The sequence below is a fragment of the Chromatiaceae bacterium genome, from assembly GCA_016714645.1.
Classification (GTDB): Bacteria; Pseudomonadota; Gammaproteobacteria; order Chromatiales; family Chromatiaceae; genus M0108.
The window spans coordinates 557,165-573,208 of sequence record JADKCI010000001.1; the positions used below are offsets into that span (position 1 = coordinate 557,165).

Here is a 16,044-nt window from a genome sequence, read left to right on the forward strand (position 1 = left end):
GGCAGCTCCTCGCCATGCCTCTGGCCGCCTTTGCCGTGGCGGCCCTGGCGAGCCAGTTCCTGGCGCGTTCGCCGGGGTTATTTCGCGGCATGCTCGATGAGCCCAACGCCCGCTCCCTGCACACGGGCGCCATCCCCCGCACCGGTGGGTTCGCCCTCCTCGCCGGACTTGCCACCGCTGGCCTGCTGGCCCCTATGGCGCTTCAGCCGGTGGGCGCAGGGATCTGGATACTGCTGGCCCTGCTGCCGGTGGCGGCCATCTCCCTCCTCGATGATGGGGGCGGGGTGCGACCCCGCTACCGGCTGGCGGCTCACCTGGGCGCCGGGGTCCTCTTGATGGCTGGCGGACTTGCCTGGTCGAGTCTGGAACTACCCGGCCTGACGCTTAGCCTGGGGCTGGTCCCATCGGTTGGCCTGACCCTGCTGCTGGTGGTCTGGATGATCAATCTTTACAACTTCATGGACGGCATGGATGGCCTGGCCGGTGGCATGGCGGTCTTTGGCTTTGGCGCCCTGGCGATTCTGGGATGGCGGGGGGGTGAATCGGCCTATGCCCTGGCGTGCGCCAGCATCGCGGCCACCGCCGGGGGCTTCCTGACCGCCAATTTTCCGCCGGCGCGGCTCTTCCTGGGCGATCTCGGCTCCACGAGCCTGGGCCTGCTGGCGGCGGCCCTGGCACTACAGGGCAGCGCCTTAGGGCTTTTCCCGCTCTGGGTCGCTGGGCTGGCCTTCTCCCCCTTCATCCTCGATGCCACCACGACCCTGGCGCGACGCGCCATCCGGAGAGAGCAGCTCTGGCAGGCCCATCGCTCTCATCATTACCAGCGTCTGGTGCTGGCGGGTTGGAGTCACCGCCGCGTCATGCTGCGAGCCTGGGCCCTCATGGCCGCCTGTGGTGCCTGCGCCGTCGCCGCCCCCGGCCTGACACCCCCTGATCAGTGGCTGCTGTTGGTTGGCTGGGCGGGCATTTATGCCCTGATCGGCTACCGGGTGCGGCTGGCTGAACGTCAGTTGGGGCGGGTCGCGCCATGAGCCACGGGTTCGAACGGCTGCGCTCGCGCAGCGCCGCCTTTATCCACGACCTGCTGATGCTGCCGGTGGCCTGGCTGCTAGCCTTCTGGCTGCGCTTCAACCTCGGCGATATCCCAGCCGAACAAATGAACGTGGCCCTGGTGGCCCTGCCGATCCTCTTGGTGGCCCAGGGTACCGTGAACTGGCTGCTGGGCCTGTATCGGGGCGTCTGGCGCTTCGCCTCCCTGCCAGACCTGCTGCGCATCGCCAAGGCCGTGGTGACTGGCACCGGCCTGACCTTCTTTCTGCTCTTCGTTTTCAATCGCCTGGACGCCGTGCCGCGCTCCGTGCCGCCGCTGTACCTCTTGCTGCAACTGGCGCTGCTGGCGGGACCTCGCCTCATCTATCGGTGGCTCAAGGATCATCGCCTGAATTTGGGCGATGGCCAGCGCGTCCTCATCGTTGGCGCCGAGCGTGCAGGCGAGATGCTGGCGCGGGATATGCTCCGCGATCCCCAGCGCGCCTATGTCCCCGTGGCCTTCGTCGATGACCGGCCGCGCCGCCAGGGCGCCGAGGTGCACGGCATTCCCGTGCGGGGCGGCACCGAGGCTATTCCGGCCATGGCCCTGGACCTGGAGATCGATCTCATCCTCCTCGCCACCCCCGATGCCTCGGCGAGCGAGATGCAGCGGCTGGTGGACTTGTGCGAGAAGGCGGGCCCGCCCTTCCGAACCGTGCCCCAACTGGGGAATTTGATGAATGGCCAGGTCTCCATCAGTCAGGTGCGGCCGGTGAGTATCGAGGATCTGCTGGGGCGCGACCCGGTGGCCCTGGATGAGGCGGCCATCCGCCAGGGCCTGACCGGCCGCCGCACCCTGGTCACCGGTGGTGGCGGCTCTATCGGTTCTGAGTTGTGCCGCCAGATTGCCCGCGCCCGGCCCGCCGCCCTCATCGTCGCCGATCAGGGCGAATACAACCTCTACCAGATCGACCGGGAGTTGCGCCAGGCCTACCCGGAACTGGAACTGCGCTGTCGCCTGGTGGATGTCACCGATGCGGAGGCCGTCGCGGCCCTCTTTGCCCGGGAAAGGCCGGAGATCCTCTTCCATGCCGCCGCCTACAAACACGTCCCGCTCCTGGAGGACCAGGTGCGCGCCGCCGTTCGCAACAATGTCCTGGGCACCCGGATCCTCGCTACCGCCGCCGATCGCTGGGGGGTGGATCAGTTCATCCTCATCTCCACCGATAAGGCCGTGAACCCCGCCAACATCATGGGTGCCACCAAGCGGATTGCCGAACGCCTCTGTCAGGCCCTGGATACCCAGTCCCGGACGCGCTTTATCGCCGTGCGCTTCGGTAATGTCCTGGGCTCCGCCGGTAGCGTGGTGCCCCTCTTCCGGGCCCAGATCGCCCAGGGTGGACCCCTGACCCTGACGCACCCGGACATGGAGCGCTTCTTCATGACCATCCCCGAGGCCTGCCAGTTGATCATGCAGGCCGCGACGATCGGGCGCGGCGGGGAGATCTTCGTCCTGGACATGGGCGAGCCGGTACCCATCCGCTACCTGGCGGAACAGATGATCCGCCTCTCGGGCCACCGGCCGGGACCGGATATCGCCATCGAATACATCGGCCTGCGGCCCGGTGAAAAGCTCTTCGAAGAGCTTTTCTACCCGAGCGAGGGCCTCGGGGCGACCGGCCACCCCAAGATCCGGGTGGCCCATGCCCCGCCCGAGGCCGTGCCGAGGGAGTTGCAACAGGCCCTGGAGGACCTAGGGGTTGCGGTCACGGCCGGCGACGAGGCGGCCTTACGATCCATTCTCATGCGCCTAGCCCCGCCCCACCCCGGGGCGACCCAGGCCGGACAGCAGCCGGAGACTCGCGAACATGCTTGAAACACCTGTTCTGACCGCCCTGCGCCGGTTCCGACCCTGGCTGCCGCGAGGGGATGGCCACCAAGCCGCCCCCCCGGGGGAGGAGGTGGAGCCACCAGCCGTGGAGGCCCCCACCGCGAGCGCGGAGGCGGAGGGACCGGCCGTGCCGACCCTGCCAACCGCCGCCCAGCGCGTTATCGACCACCTCCAGGCCACGGGTCGGCTCGGTCAGAATGACCTCAATCGCGCCAAGCGTCTGGGGGAGGAAGGGGTCGATCCCTTGGTGCGGATGCTGGTGCGTCTGGGTCTAGTATCCGAGCGCGACATGGCCGAGGCCATGGCCGAGGTCCTGGGGCTGGAATTGGCAGAATCGGAGTCCTTCCCCACCGAGTCGGTGGCCAGCGAGACCCTGAGTCTGCGCTTTCTCAAGGACAGCAAGGTCCTGCCTCTGCGCGAGGAGGAGGATAGGCTGGAAGTCGCTTTCGCCGACCCCACCGACCGCTTCGTCGTGGATGTCGTGGCCCTGGCCGCCGGCAAGCCCCTGCTCCAACGTGTGGCTTTGCCCAGCGAGATCGACACTGCCCTGGAGCGCCTCCACGAGCCCAAGGCCGAGGACAAGGGCGACGACCTGAACGCCGACCTGGGGGAGGTCTCCGAAGATGACATCGAACACCTCAAGGACCTGGCGAGCGAGGCCCCGGTCATCCGTCTGGTCAACCAGTTGATTCAGAAGGCGGTGGAATCTCGCGCCTCGGACATCCACATCGAACCCTTTGCTGATGAGCTCAAGGTGCGCTACCGGGTAGATGGCATCCTCCACGAGGTACCTTCCCCGCCGGCCAGGTCCACCGCCGCCATCATCTCCCGCGTCAAGATCATGTCCAAGCTCAATATCGCCGAGCGGCGCCTGCCCCAGGATGGCCGTATCCCCCTGCGCGTGCAGGGCAAGGAACTGGACCTGCGCGTCTCCACCGTGCCGACCATGTTCGGCGAGAGTGTGGTCATGCGCCTGTTGGACAAGGAGAGCGTGCGCTTCGATCTCGACGCCCTGGGCTTCGATGGCGGGCCCCGCGCCCGGCTCGATCAGATCATGGAGATTCCCTACGGTATCCTCCTGGTCACGGGCCCTACCGGCAGCGGCAAGAGCACCACCCTCTACACGGTACTGAGCCGGCTCAATACCCAGGAGCGCAAGATCATCACGGTCGAGGATCCGGTGGAGTACCAGATCCCCGGCATCAACCAGATCCAGGTCAAGCCCGCAATCGGCATGACCTTCTCGGGGGCCCTGAGATCTATCGTGCGCCAGGATCCGGACATCATCATGGTGGGTGAGATGCGCGACCTGGAGACGGCGCGGATCGCCGTCCAGTCGGCCCTGACTGGCCACCTGGTGCTCTCGACCCTGCATACCAACGACGCGGCTAGCGGCGTCACCCGTCTGCTCGACATGGGGGTCGAGGATTATTTGCTGACTTCTACCATCAATGGGATCCTGGCCCAGCGTCTGGTGCGGCGGCTGTGCCCCTTCTGCCGGGAGAACTATGAACCCCTGCCGGAGGTCGCCGCCAAAGTACGTAAGTCCCTCACGGATGTGGATGCCATCCAGCTCTACCGGGCCGTGGGCTGCGAGCGATGCAATAACACCGGCTATCGCGGTCGCCTAGTCATTACCGAGGTGCTGCGCATGACGGACGCCATCCGCCGCGCCGTGCTGGAACATGCCACCGCCACCGTGATCCTGCGTCTTGCCATCGAGGAGGGCATGGCTACCATGTACCAGGACGGTCTCCGCAAGTGCCTGGACGGGCGCACGACCCTAGAAGAAGTTCTGCGCGTGGCCGAGGAGCATTGAGTCCATGCCTAGCTATCATTACAAAGCAGTACGGATGGACGGCGAGGTGGTTGAAGGCCAGATGGATTCCCATGACGAAGGGGCGGTCATTCGTCAACTGCAAAAGGAGGGCTTGATCCCCCTCTCGGCCCGCCGCGCCGGTGGTCTGCGCGATCAGCTTTTTGCCAGCCGGCGCCGGCAAAACCTGACCATGAAGGAAATTGGCGCCATGACCCGCGAAATGGCGACCCTGTTGGAAGCCGGGCTGACCTTGGACCGCTCGCTCCAAATCCTGATCGAACTCGGCGCCGAGGAGCGGGTCAATCGCGTCCTGGAGGACCTCCAGGCCCGGGTGCGGGGTGGTGCGACCTTTTCCTCCGCCCTGGAGCAGCAGGGCGGCCAGTTCCCACGCCTATACATCAACATGGTGCGCGCTGGCGAGACCAGCGGCGCTCTGGATGGGGTCTTGGCGCGCCTGGCGGAATATCTGGAACGGACCGCCGATCTGCGTGAAACCGTCGTCTCCGCCCTAGTGTATCCCCTGATCCTGCTGGTGGTCGCCGGCCTGTCGGTGATTCTGCTGCTGGTCTTCGTGGTGCCCCAGTTCGCCGTCCTTTTCCAGGACATGGGGGCCGCCCTGCCGCTGCCGACCCGGATCGTGATGGCCTTGGGTGACTTCTTTCGTGACTTCTGGTGGGTCCTGCTGGCCCTGATCGCTATCATTGCGCTTGCGATCGAAAAGGCCTTGGCCAGGCCAGAGGTACGCGACCGGTTTGATAGCCGCGTCCTCCGTTTACCCCTTTTTGGCGATCTGATCTGGAAGATGGAGACGGCGCGCTTCTGCCATACCCTGTCCACCCTTCTCAAGAATGGCCTGACTTTGCTGAGCGCCCTGAACCTAGCCAAGGAAGTGGTTGGCAACCGCAAGCTGGCTAGTCTCATGACCGAGGCGGGCGAGGAACTCAAGCGGGGTCGCGGCCTGGCTCAGCCCTTCACGCAGCGCGAGATCCTGCCTCAGATGGCCCTGCAGATGGTCCGCGTTGGCGAGGAATCCGGCGCGCTGGACGCCATGCTGGCCAAGGTTGCCGCCATCTACGATAAGGAGACCCAACTGAGCGTCAAGCGCTTGCTGACCCTGCTCGAGCCTGCCCTCATCATTGGTCTGGGGGTTGTCGTTGCCGGCATCATCATCTCCATCATAGTGCCGATCTTGGGGGCCAATGAGTTGGTGATGTAGCCACGGAGGGGGCCAGTCCCAAGGGTCATGTGGTCATGGGTGTCCAGGTGGGTTTGGGTTAAAATGCTTGCCATCTCCCAAGCTCCTCGTTTCTAAATACTGCCGCAAGGTTCCCGATGATGGAAAATTCAAGCTGTGAAACTGGTTTAACTCGGCCCCAGAACCAGGCCATGCGGTCCCGGTCGCGCCAGCGGGGCTTTACCTTGGTCGAGCTCCTAGTCGTTCTCGCCATTCTGGGTTTACTGGTAGGTCTGGTTGGCCCTCAGGTGATGAAGGCCCTGGGAGGATCCAAGACCAAGACGGCCCGGATCCAAATCGAGGACCTTTCGGCGACCTTGGATATTTATCGGCTCGAATTGGGTCGCTATCCCACCACCAACGATGGGCTTCAGGCCCTGGTGGAAAATACGGCTGGGGCGTCGAATTGGAATGGCCCCTATCTCAAGAAAAACCAGGTGCCTAAGGATCCTTGGGGCTTCGATTACCAATATCAATCACCGGGTGAACATGGCAGCTTCGATATCTGGTCCCTGGGCGCCGACAACCGCGAGGGCGGGGAGGGTGAGAACCAGGACATCCTCGGCTGGGAATAATCCCGGTCTTGCTTAGAACCTTGTCCCGGCCATGAGCCTGGCCCGATTAACCCAGGCCGTGCCATTAGGTGGCCGTGGCTTTACGCTGCTGGAGCTGGTGGTGGTATTGGCCTTGGCGACGATGCTCATCGCCCTGGTTCCGCCACTCATCTCTGCCGCCATCCCTGGCGTTGAATTGAAATCCTCCGCCCGCCGGGTGGCCGCCGGGCTCCGACTGGCGCGTGAAGAGGCCATTCGCACTGGGCGGGACATTGCCTTCAGGATCGACCTGGAGGAGCGCAGCTATCAAGTCGAGGGGCCCTTCCGCCGCGTTTCCCTACCGAAAGGCCTGGACCTTAAGCTAGTGGTGGCCGAATCCGAGATGGAGAATGACCAGACGGGCGCCATTCGCTTCTTTGCCGATGGCGGTTCCACCGGTGGACGCGTCATCCTGGCTCGCGACGGCGCCGGCTGGCAGGTTGGAACCCAATGGCTGACAGGGCGGGTTCAGGTAGCGCCTTGGGAAGGACCATGAAGAGAATTGATTGCAGGATCAGGGGGGTATGCGCGGCATGGGCGCGCCGGCTTGCCTCATGAAACCTGGAGTGAACCAGCGCGGCTTCTCCTTACTGGAGGTACTGGTCGCCTTTACCATCCTCGCCATCACCCTGGGTGTCTTGACGCAAGTCTTCTCGCGGGCCCTCAACACCGCTGCCCTCAGCGGCAGCTATGGTCGGGCCACCGCACTTGCGGAGGCGGGTATTGGACTTGTGGGTCTGGATATCCCCCTGGAACCGGGTTCCCGGGCCGGGGAGACGGAGGATGGGTTGCAATGGCAAGTCCAGGTGTCCGAACTGCCCTTGGGGGATCTTCTTCCGGGAAAGCCCCCTCTGCCAGCCTATCTCATCACCTCCGAGGTGGCCTGGGAGACGGCGCGGGGGACCCGACGGGTGTCTCTCTCCACGCTACGCTTGGGGGAGGCCCTCCCTGAAATCTAGGAGCCTTGCCCCGGGAATGGCGGGCGGTTTCACCTTGGTGGAACTGCTGATCGCCTTTGTCCTAGTGGCCCTGATCAGTATTCTGCTGTTTTCAGGCTTGAGGTTGGGTATACGTTCCTGGGAAGGTGTCGAGACCTCGGCCGAATTCAATGCCGAATTACGCCTTGCCCGTGACTTCCTGGTACGGGTTTTGAGCCAATCGCAGCCCATTACGCTCACCCTGGATGCGGAGCCCTACCTGCTCTTTACCGGAAATGGTCAGAACCTGGAATTTGTCTCACCCCTGTCCGAACAGGTAGGTATCCCGGGACTCTACATTTTGCGCCTTGGGCTGGAGGCCGCTCGAGAGGGGAACTCGCTGGTCTTGACCCGCTGGCTTCTCAACCCCGACGTGCTGGCGGGAACGAAGGACATCCCAGCATGGCAGCCCATGGGTGGCCAGGTGGCCTCATCGGGCGTCCTAGAGGATCAGGATGTCGCGGCTGGCGCCTTTGGCACCAGCATCCTGCTGGATGATGTCACGGAGTTCGAAATCGCCTATTTCGGCTTCCCCGAGGGCGAGGACCCCGCCGTGACGGTCGAGGCCAAGGGGGAGTGGCAGGCGACCTGGCAGAGTCGCGCCATGCCGCCTCAAGCCTTGCGTATCCATCTCACCACGCCCCATCGGGTGTGGCCGGATCTCATCATTTGGCTTGGGGCCTCCACGCCGGTGCCCCTGTCCGGTTTTGGCAAGCCCAAATGAAGACTGTCGTCATCCCGGGGAATTCCCGACCCCTTGCAAAGATGGGCGGTCGCCAGTGTGGCATCGCCCTGATGCTGGTCCTGTGGGTCATTACCCTATTGACCATCATTGCCGTTGGCTTGACGGCCACGCAGCGCACGGAGATCAATCTGGCAGCCAATCAGGTCGCCAGTGCCTCCTTCCGTGCCCAGGCCGATGCCGCCATCCAATTCGCGGCCTTGAATCTCCTGACCCAACCCCCGGTGGCAACCCAGGAAGAAGCCCTCGATACCCAGGCCTTCTGGGTGCCGGACGGTCAGCCTCGGGTTTGGGGACTTGGGGAGCAGATGCTTGAGATTCGTATCATCAATGAGGCGTCCCTCATCGATTTGAACACCGCCGATCGCGACCTGCTCCTGGCCCTGATGAGGGCGGTCGGTCTCCAGGACGCTGAACCTGACAGCCTGGTGGATGCCATCCTCGATTGGCGCGACGCAGATGAACTGCATCTCGTCAATGGCGCCGAGGATCCGGACTATGAAGCCGCAGGTTTGCCCTACGGAGCCAAGGATGGGCCCTTCGATAGCCTGGAAGAACTCCAGCAACTCATTGGTTTTAATAAAGAGCTATATGAGATATTGACGCCAGCCATGACGGTTTCCTCCGGGCAGGCGACCCCGGAGCCTACCTTTGCCCCCCCCCTGGTACAGGCGGCGCAGCAAGGTATCAGTCTGGAAGAGATGCAAGATAGGCTAGAAACCGAAACCGCGATTTTGGAGGATACGCCGACCCCGAAGGGCCGGGGCGGGCCCCTTTATCGCATCCAGGTGCGCTGGCGCGCGCCGGGGGGTACCTTCCGCTTTATGGAATCCCTGGTGCGCATCCAGCAAGGTACAAGCCCCCCGGTCGAGATCTTGTGGCGACGCCAAGCGTTGGCGCCGGAACAGGCCTCGGGAAGTTCCATTGGGGAGGGAGAAGGGCCGGAATAGGCACCCTGTTTCCGAACTTAAAGGGTGCTTGCAGTACCCGGGTTGCGCAATTTTTCCTCGGTTCGGCAGGTTTTAGCAGGACGTCCAGGCTTTACATTTGCGCCCAATATCGTCATTGTGTCCATTGTGTTCTTCATGGTTTGATTGGATATTTAAGCTGTTCGCCGCATGCCCCTAGCTCTTTCATCCCTGGGTATTCGTCTTCCCACTCTTGGCGTTGGCCTATCGCTGGAAAGCCTGGTCGTGCGTTGGCGTCGGGATCTCGCCAATTGTCTGCCAGGGCGGCTGGGAGAATTCCTGGCACCAAGGGATACCCATCTCACCCTGGCGTTAGGGGAAGGCCAGGCCTTGCTGCGCCAGGGTCTGGGAGATTCTGGCCATACCCTCTTGGAACTGGATACTGACTCACTGGCGACCTTGGCGTCCTTGGTGGCAGGCCGGGTTGCGGAACCGCGCACCTGTATCGAGTTGCCTGCGTACTGGATTATCACGCGCACCCTTTTCCTGCCCGGCCAGGCACGCAAAAACCTCCGCCAGGTTATCCGCTATGAGATCGATCGCCTCACCCCCTTTCATCCCGACCAAGTCTATTATGACTTCCGTCTGGCCGAGGATCAGGCCAAGGGTGGGCGCCTCACCGTAGAGTTGGCCCTCTGTCGGCGTGAACCCATTCAGGGTTGGCTGGGCCGGATGAGGGATGCGGGTGCCCCCGTCGATCGCATCGCTTGGCCAGAAGCCTGGCCTGCGGTCAACCTCTTGCCCGAGGCGGAGCGCCCCAAGGGTGAGGGACGGCTTTTTAATTTAGGCACTTTGTTGGGTTTCCTGACCCTGATCCTGGTGGCCGCCACCCTGGCGGGGCCCATTTGGCAAAAGACCCAAATCCTCGCGGGCCTGAACAAGGAGCTTGCGGACGTCAAGGGCCGGGCGGCCGAGGTGAATACGTTGCGTGAGGCCGTTGAGACCGCTCACAAGGGTAGCGTGGCGGTGCTTGAACGCAAATCAAGTCAGGCGGCCATGATCGATTTGTTGCGGGAACTCACGGACCGGCTCCCCGATGGGACCTGGGTGGAAAACCTGGAATTTCAGGGCAGCGAGGTCCAGGTTCGTGGGGAATCCATTCAGGCCGCCGCCCTGATAGGCCTCCTGGAGCAGGCACCCTCCATTTCCGGCGTCGCCTTCCGTTCACCGGTCTCCCAGGTTCCCAACACGGATCGGGAACGCTTCCACATTGGTTTTAACTACCAACGCCAAGGTGGCGACTCATGATCAAGGTCGGGCCCTTGCCCAGGTGGGGCAGCTGCCTGCTTGCCTGGTCAGTGGCCATCCTGATACCGGTGATCATCCTGCTGGCTGTGGGGGTGCCTTGGCTTCAGCGGATGACGGAGCTTGACAGCGAGACCGAGTCCGTCGTGGATCAAGTTCAGCGTTATGAGCGCCTGATCGCCACCATTCCCCGACTCAAGGCCGAGCTGGAACGAGAGCGGAACAATCAGGAGATCAAGGCCTTCTACTTCGATGCCCCCACTGCGGCCCTGGCTGGGGCTCAGCTTCAGGCCACCATTCAGGAGATGGTTCAGGCAGCGGGGGCACGTCTGGTCAATTCCCAGTTTCTGCCCGCCGAGGCCAATGAACAGCCATCCAGGGTGCGTATTCGGGCCCAAATTCAGGGCGACACGAATGCCATGTTGGACGTGCTCTACAGTCTTGAGCATGCCAGGCCCTTTCTCTTTGTTGACCAACTCTCGGTACGTTCGACCACCCGCCGCGAGCGGCGCGATCGGCGGCAGGGGGGAAACAATCCGCCAGCACAAACCAAACAAGAATTGACGATTCGGCTGGATGTCTTCGGTTACGCCTTGGGGAGTGCCAGTTGAAGCGGTTGCTGGTCACTGCCCTGTTAGGGCTGAGTGTGCTACTGGTGATGCAGTGGCATGATTGGCCACCCGACCGGATGAGTTCACGCCCTGATACGCCAAGGGACGCCCTACAGCCAATAGGGGAAAAAGGAGATAACCCCCTCGCCCAACTTCCCCCCCTCGTGGAGAAGCAAGACTACGTCTCGGTGACCGAGCGACCCCTGTTTCTGCCGGGGCGACGCCCGCCAGAAGAAACCCCGGAAGACGAAGACCCCAAGGATGCACCGGGAGAGGTTGAGCCCCTCACGGCCCTGGATGGCATGGACCTCAATGCCGTCATTATCACCCCGGACGGCGCCGTCGCCTGGGTGAGTACGCCCAACAGCCCGAAACCCCAGAAGGTGCGGATCGGCGATGAGTTTGAAGGTTGGAAGGTGAAGGCCATTACCCCCGATAATGTCGAGGTGGAGGGGCAGGCAAGCACGGACAGCCTGGTATTGCGTAATTATGGCCAAGGGGGCCAGCCAGCACAGAACCAACCACCTCGCCCGGCGGCAAAACCCGGAGGAGCTGCGGCTAAACCCAGTGGCCGTCCCCGCCCGACATCCCCACAAATGCCACGCCCCCCCACAAGGCCGGATTGGGGGAAACCCCAGCGGCCAACGCAAGCCGTGCCAAAGTAAGCGCTAAGGCGCCGCCTACCGCCAGAAATTCCCGAGGCCAAAACCCGAATCAGGGACCGTTCAAGAACCGGATCAGAATCAATGCTTAGCCTTTTCAAGGAAATCGGTAAAAAAGTAACCAGCCATCATGGCTGGTTGCTGCTCCTACCTTCCCTGCTGCTCCTCCTGACCGCCTGCCAGCGTTCCGACTGGGATCCCACGGTCAAGGTCAATGCCACCCAGGGGGATATCCTTACCCCCCTGACCGGGAGGGAAGCCAAAGAAGACGCTGGGGCGACGGCGGCCACCTCTGGCATTCGCCTAGGCGAGGATGCGGATATGACCCCCGCACCCAAGAACAAGACCATGCCAGGCACGGGAACCTTCGTGCGTAAGGTAGAACGGCCTACCGTTGATACGACGCCCGGCGACATCACCCTGAATTTCGATGGCACGGACATCCGGGAAGTCGTCAAGGTCATTCTTGGCGACATTCTGAACGTGAATTACGTCCTCGACCCTGGCGTCTCGGGTACCGCCTCCCTTGAAACCGGCCGGCCCTTATCCCGGCAGGCCTTAATTCCGACTTTGGAAACCCTGTTGCGCATGAACAACGCCGCCCTAGTCCAAAATGGCGGCAATTATGAAGTAGTGCCCCTGACCAATGCCGTCCGTGGCCGCGTGGTGCCCCAACTCGGCGAGTCCGCTAAGGCCCTGCCCCAAGGCTATAGCGTCCAGGTAATCCCCTTGCGCTATATCGGCACGGAAGAGATGAGCAAAATTCTCGAGCCCCTGGCGCCCGAGGGCAGCATCATCCGGGCCGACAGCCTGCGCAACCTCCTGGTCCTGGCGGGTACTGGCCCGGAAATTCGCAACCTGCTGGATACCATCCAGGTCTTTGATGTGGATTGGATGGCGGGCCTGTCGGTCGGCTTTTTTACCCTGGAGTATGCCGCGCCCAAGGACGTGGTAACCCAACTCGATACCCTGCTTTCCGATGAGTCTGGCAACCCCATGAAGGGCATCTTCCGCTTTGTCCCCGTCGAGAGCGCTAGGAGCGTGCTCGTCGTCTCGCCCCAGGAAAAATACCTTGCACAAGCCAGGGTCTGGATCGAAAGGCTGGATGTGGCTGCTGCGGCGGGCGACAGCGATGAACGACTCTTCGTTTACCGGGTCAAGCACGGGGATGCCGAGATCATGGCCAGCAGTCTGATTGGTCTCTTCTCGGAAGGCGGTGGACAGGGCATGAACAAGAGCGTCGGTTCTATAGCACCCGGTCTAGGCACCGCCTTGGGCCAATCCTCGACCGACAACAAGAAGCCCGCTAGTAGCAAAATGGGCTCCAGTCAGCTTGGAGGTTCCGGTCAGCTTGGGGGTTCCGGTCAACTCGGGGGCTCAAGCTCCAAGAAGTTTGGCGGCCAACAAGCTACGCAGGGGGCTAAACAGTCGGTGGCCAGCACCCTGGAAATGACCTCCTCTGTTAGCATAGTTGCCGATGCGACCAATAATTCCCTGCTGATCAAATCAAGTCCCCGCGATTACAAGAAGATCCTGGATGCGCTGAAACAATTGGATCTAGTGCCGCTTCAGGTCCTGATCGAGGCTACTTTCGTGGAGATCACTCTGTCCGGTAAGCTGGAATATGGCGTTCAATGGAATCTAACGGGAAAGATTGGGGATGACATTTCCAATGCATCCTTAAAAACCAAAAGCCCCATTACTCCCGTCGTTCCAGGTTTCAATTGGACGGTCCTGGCATCGGCGGACCTGGTTCGCGCCAATCTTAATCTGTATGCCGCTGATGGCCTGTTGAACGTCCTGTCATCGCCCTCCGTCATGGTGAGAGACAATCAGACAGCCCACATCCAGGTTGGCAAGGATGTGCCAATCCTCACGCAGCAGCAGCAATCCACTCAAAATGTTGATGCCAACATTGTTAACTCCGTCTCCTACAAAACCACCGGTGTCCAGCTTGACGTCAAGCCAAGGGTCACCCCCGGCGGCATGGTCCAAATGGACGTGGAGCAGCAGGTGAGTACCGCCACAACAACCGATACCTCGGACATCCAATCGCCGACCTTTATTGTGCGCCAGATCACCAGTAATGTGGCGGTGCGGTCGGGTCAGGCCGTGGTACTGGGCGGTCTCATTGAAAATAATGATGCAAGTTCAAAGGGTGGCGTGCCAGGTTTCTCGAATATTCCCGTTCTCGGCGCCCTGTTCAGCGATAACTCTCGCCAGTCGGATCGCAAGGAACTGCTGGTCATCCTGACGCCTAAGATTATTGCCAGCGATCAGGACGCCGAGTCGGTCACCCAAGAGTTTCGCTCCCGCATGAAGGGCCTGGAGGGTAGGTTCTAGGATGACCAAGGGTCCATTGGACCGCCAGCAGGGACTTCGTCTGGCTTGATCGATGCCTGAGCTCCCCGAGGTCGAAACCACGTTGCGGGGCATCAGGCCCCATCTCGAAGGCCACCGCATCCAGGAGCTCAGGATCCGGGAACGGCGCCTGCGCTATCCCATAGCGGACGAAACCGAGGGAAGGCTGGCGGGGCAAGGGATATTGAGCTTGCGGAGGCGGGGAAAGTACCTGCTAGTGGAACTGGAACAGGGCAGCCTGCTCATGCACCTCGGCATGTCAGGCAGCTTGCGCATCCTACCCCTGACCAGTCCACCAGGGCCCCACGATCATCTGGACCTGGTACTGGAGGATGGGCGGTGCCTTCGCCTGCGGGATCCCCGCCGGTTTGGTCTCTTTCTCTGGACGGAGGAGCCGCCCGAGAATCATTCCCTGATCCGCGATCTCGGCCCCGAACCCCTGGAGAGTGGCTTTGATGGCGCTTATCTGCACAGCCGTGCGGGCAATCGTCAACTGGCCGTGAAGGCCTTCATCATGGATGCCAAGGTGGTGGTGGGCGTGGGCAACATTTACGCCAGTGAATCCCTGTTTCTTGCCAGAATACATCCGAATCGGCCCGCCGGTGAGGTGAGCGCGCTTCAGTACGCACTGCTTGCAACGACCATTCGCACCGTTCTGGGCGAATCCATTGCCGCCGGGGGTACTAGTCTGCGGGATTTCGTGGCGGAAGATGGCCATCCTGGTTATTTTGCCCGCCAACTTCGGGTCTATGGCCATGAAGGCCAGCCCTGCCAACAGTGCGGTACAGCCATTCGGCGGGAAAAAATCGCGCAGAGATCGAGTTTCTTCTGCCCGATCTGCCAAAAATAGCGATTAGTTGGGTGGGTGGCTCTAAGTTTTCAATAAGCCGCCCCCGGGTTAAAAACCCCGGAGGCGCTAGCACTAGCCGACTTGCTGGATACCGGCGATGAACCAGTCTCCCTCAGCGGTTTTCCAGGCATGTTGGATGTGCCATATTTCCTGGAACCGGTTGCCCTCTCCAGTCGCTGCCTCGCGGATCAGGCCAGAGAATTCCAGGCTCACCACGACAAGATCACCATCCCGGCGAACGCCGGCTAATTGCACATTGAGGGTCATCGGCTCGGTTACTTGAGGTTCTGTCCCCAATGCCAGGCGCTCGCGCTTCAGTTCTTCGAATAATTCGGGAGTCGTATACTCCCTGATATCATTGAAATCCGCCTTATCCCATGCCGCCTGCAGGCGCAGAAAATGGGATCGGGCGCCATCGGCAAAGTTCTTGGCATTAAACCAGGCCGGGGTCTGATTTTCATCCGCCTTGGCGGATGCCGTGAAACCCGTTGCGGGAGAAGAAGTCGGGGCGGTTCGGGCTCGGATATCCCCCCCAAGAGGACTGGACCCTAGCCCAGTTCCCGCGCCGGAACCGGCGGGCAGCGGGGAGGCCCCGCGCCTCATGAAGCGGAACAGCATGATGCCGCCAAAGATGACCAAGGCGATCATGAGGAAATCCATGACCTGCATGCCCTGGAAGCCATCCCCAAAAAAGAGGGAAGCAAGCAGTCCACCGGCCGCTAGACCTGCCAGAGGCCCTAACCAGCGGCTAGCGCCGCTAGCACGAGGGGCGGCGCTGGCGGCGGCTGCCGAGGCAGGAGCGGCGGCTCCGGCGGGCTTGGCCTGTTGAGCCGGGGCGGAATGGGGGGTGCTGTACTGCTTCCCCAGGTTCGAACCGCCACCCAGGCGTTTAGCCTCGGCGACGGGTACGGCGATGAGGGAGAATGCCAACAGGGTGGCGGCGAAGGCGAAAAAGGTTTTCATGAGAGTCCTCAAGGGCCGAATTGATCGAAGGTCATTGACGGTTTGGAGATGAGGGTACCCACCCGGTTCTACAACGCTTTGGGGCGAGCCAAATCCTTT

15 protein-coding genes are annotated in these 16,044 nt (G+C 62.1%); 14 read left to right on the forward strand and 1 reads right to left on the reverse strand.

The genetic code is table 11. The features are described 5' to 3' along the window. The first annotated feature begins 14 nt into the window (after positions 1 to 14). From IPN92_02600 to mutM, 14 genes are all read left to right on the forward strand, one after another. Positions 15 to 1,031: a glycosyltransferase family 4 protein gene (locus IPN92_02600; GenBank protein ID MBK8637207.1), complete on the forward strand. Its 1,017-nt coding sequence runs from the start codon at positions 15 to 17 to the stop codon at positions 1,029 to 1,031. Continuing rightward, the gene (locus tag IPN92_02605; GenBank protein MBK8637208.1) at positions 1,028 to 2,905 is read left to right on the forward strand and encodes a polysaccharide biosynthesis protein; all 1,878 of its coding nucleotides are present in this window, start codon (positions 1,028 to 1,030) and stop codon (positions 2,903 to 2,905) included. Before IPN92_02600 ends, IPN92_02605 begins: the two co-directional genes overlap by 4 nt. Then, entirely contained in the window at positions 2,898 to 4,739 is a 1,842-nt protein-coding gene (gene gspE / locus IPN92_02610; protein MBK8637209.1) for a type II secretion system ATPase GspE, read from the forward strand. Before IPN92_02605 ends, gspE begins: the two co-directional genes overlap by 8 nt. Positions 4,740 to 4,743: 4 nt before the next feature. Further along, positions 4,744 to 5,955, forward strand: a complete 1,212-nt coding sequence (locus IPN92_02615) for a type II secretion system F family protein (protein ID MBK8637210.1) — start codon at positions 4,744 to 4,746, stop codon at positions 5,953 to 5,955. A gap of 170 nt (positions 5,956 to 6,125) precedes the next feature. Beyond that, positions 6,126 to 6,548: a type II secretion system major pseudopilin GspG gene (gene gspG / locus IPN92_02620; GenBank protein ID MBK8637211.1), complete on the forward strand. Its 423-nt coding sequence runs from the start codon at positions 6,126 to 6,128 to the stop codon at positions 6,546 to 6,548. A gap of 31 nt (positions 6,549 to 6,579) precedes the next feature. Beyond that, complete coding sequence (locus IPN92_02625; protein ID MBK8637212.1) at positions 6,580 to 7,062, forward strand: GspH/FimT family protein; 483 nt, start codon at positions 6,580 to 6,582, stop codon at positions 7,060 to 7,062. A 58-nt stretch (positions 7,063 to 7,120) separates the two neighbouring features. Then, positions 7,121 to 7,525: a type II secretion system protein gene (locus tag IPN92_02630; protein ID MBK8637213.1), complete on the forward strand. Its 405-nt coding sequence runs from the start codon at positions 7,121 to 7,123 to the stop codon at positions 7,523 to 7,525. A 16-nt stretch (positions 7,526 to 7,541) separates the two neighbouring features. Then, the gene (locus IPN92_02635) at positions 7,542 to 8,267 is read left to right on the forward strand and encodes a general secretion pathway protein GspJ (protein ID MBK8637214.1); all 726 of its coding nucleotides are present in this window, start codon (positions 7,542 to 7,544) and stop codon (positions 8,265 to 8,267) included. Further along, entirely contained in the window at positions 8,264 to 9,235 is a 972-nt protein-coding gene (locus IPN92_02640) for a general secretion pathway protein GspK (GenBank protein ID MBK8637215.1), read from the forward strand. The genes IPN92_02635 and IPN92_02640 overlap by 4 nt, the downstream gene beginning before the upstream one ends. A gap of 243 nt (positions 9,236 to 9,478) precedes the next feature. Further along, positions 9,479 to 10,501: a PilN domain-containing protein gene (locus tag IPN92_02645; GenBank protein MBK8637216.1), complete on the forward strand. Its 1,023-nt coding sequence runs from the start codon at positions 9,479 to 9,481 to the stop codon at positions 10,499 to 10,501. Beyond that, positions 10,498 to 11,109, forward strand: a complete 612-nt coding sequence (locus tag IPN92_02650; protein ID MBK8637217.1) for a general secretion pathway protein GspM — start codon at positions 10,498 to 10,500, stop codon at positions 11,107 to 11,109. The genes IPN92_02645 and IPN92_02650 overlap by 4 nt, the downstream gene beginning before the upstream one ends. A 164-nt stretch (positions 11,110 to 11,273) precedes the next feature. Continuing rightward, positions 11,274 to 11,774 carry a hypothetical protein gene (locus tag IPN92_02655; protein MBK8637218.1) on the forward strand — a complete coding sequence of 167 codons (501 nt, stop codon included), beginning with the start codon at positions 11,274 to 11,276 and terminating at the stop codon, positions 11,772 to 11,774. An 81-nt stretch (positions 11,775 to 11,855) separates the two neighbouring features. Next, positions 11,856 to 14,114: a type II secretion system secretin GspD gene (gspD, locus tag IPN92_02660; GenBank protein ID MBK8637219.1), complete on the forward strand. Its 2,259-nt coding sequence runs from the start codon at positions 11,856 to 11,858 to the stop codon at positions 14,112 to 14,114. Between the two features lie 52 nt (positions 14,115 to 14,166). Beyond that, on the forward strand, positions 14,167 to 14,982 hold the full coding sequence (mutM, locus tag IPN92_02665; protein MBK8637220.1) for a bifunctional DNA-formamidopyrimidine glycosylase/DNA-(apurinic or apyrimidinic site) lyase: 816 nt from the start codon (positions 14,167 to 14,169) through the stop codon (positions 14,980 to 14,982). 72 nt (positions 14,983 to 15,054) lie between these two features. Here the strand turns inward: mutM and IPN92_02670 are convergent, their stop codons facing one another. Beyond that, positions 15,055 to 15,945: a TIM44-like domain-containing protein gene (locus IPN92_02670; protein ID MBK8637221.1), complete on the reverse strand. Its 891-nt coding sequence runs from the start codon at positions 15,943 to 15,945 to the stop codon at positions 15,055 to 15,057. Positions 15,946 to 16,044 lie beyond the last annotated feature (99 nt).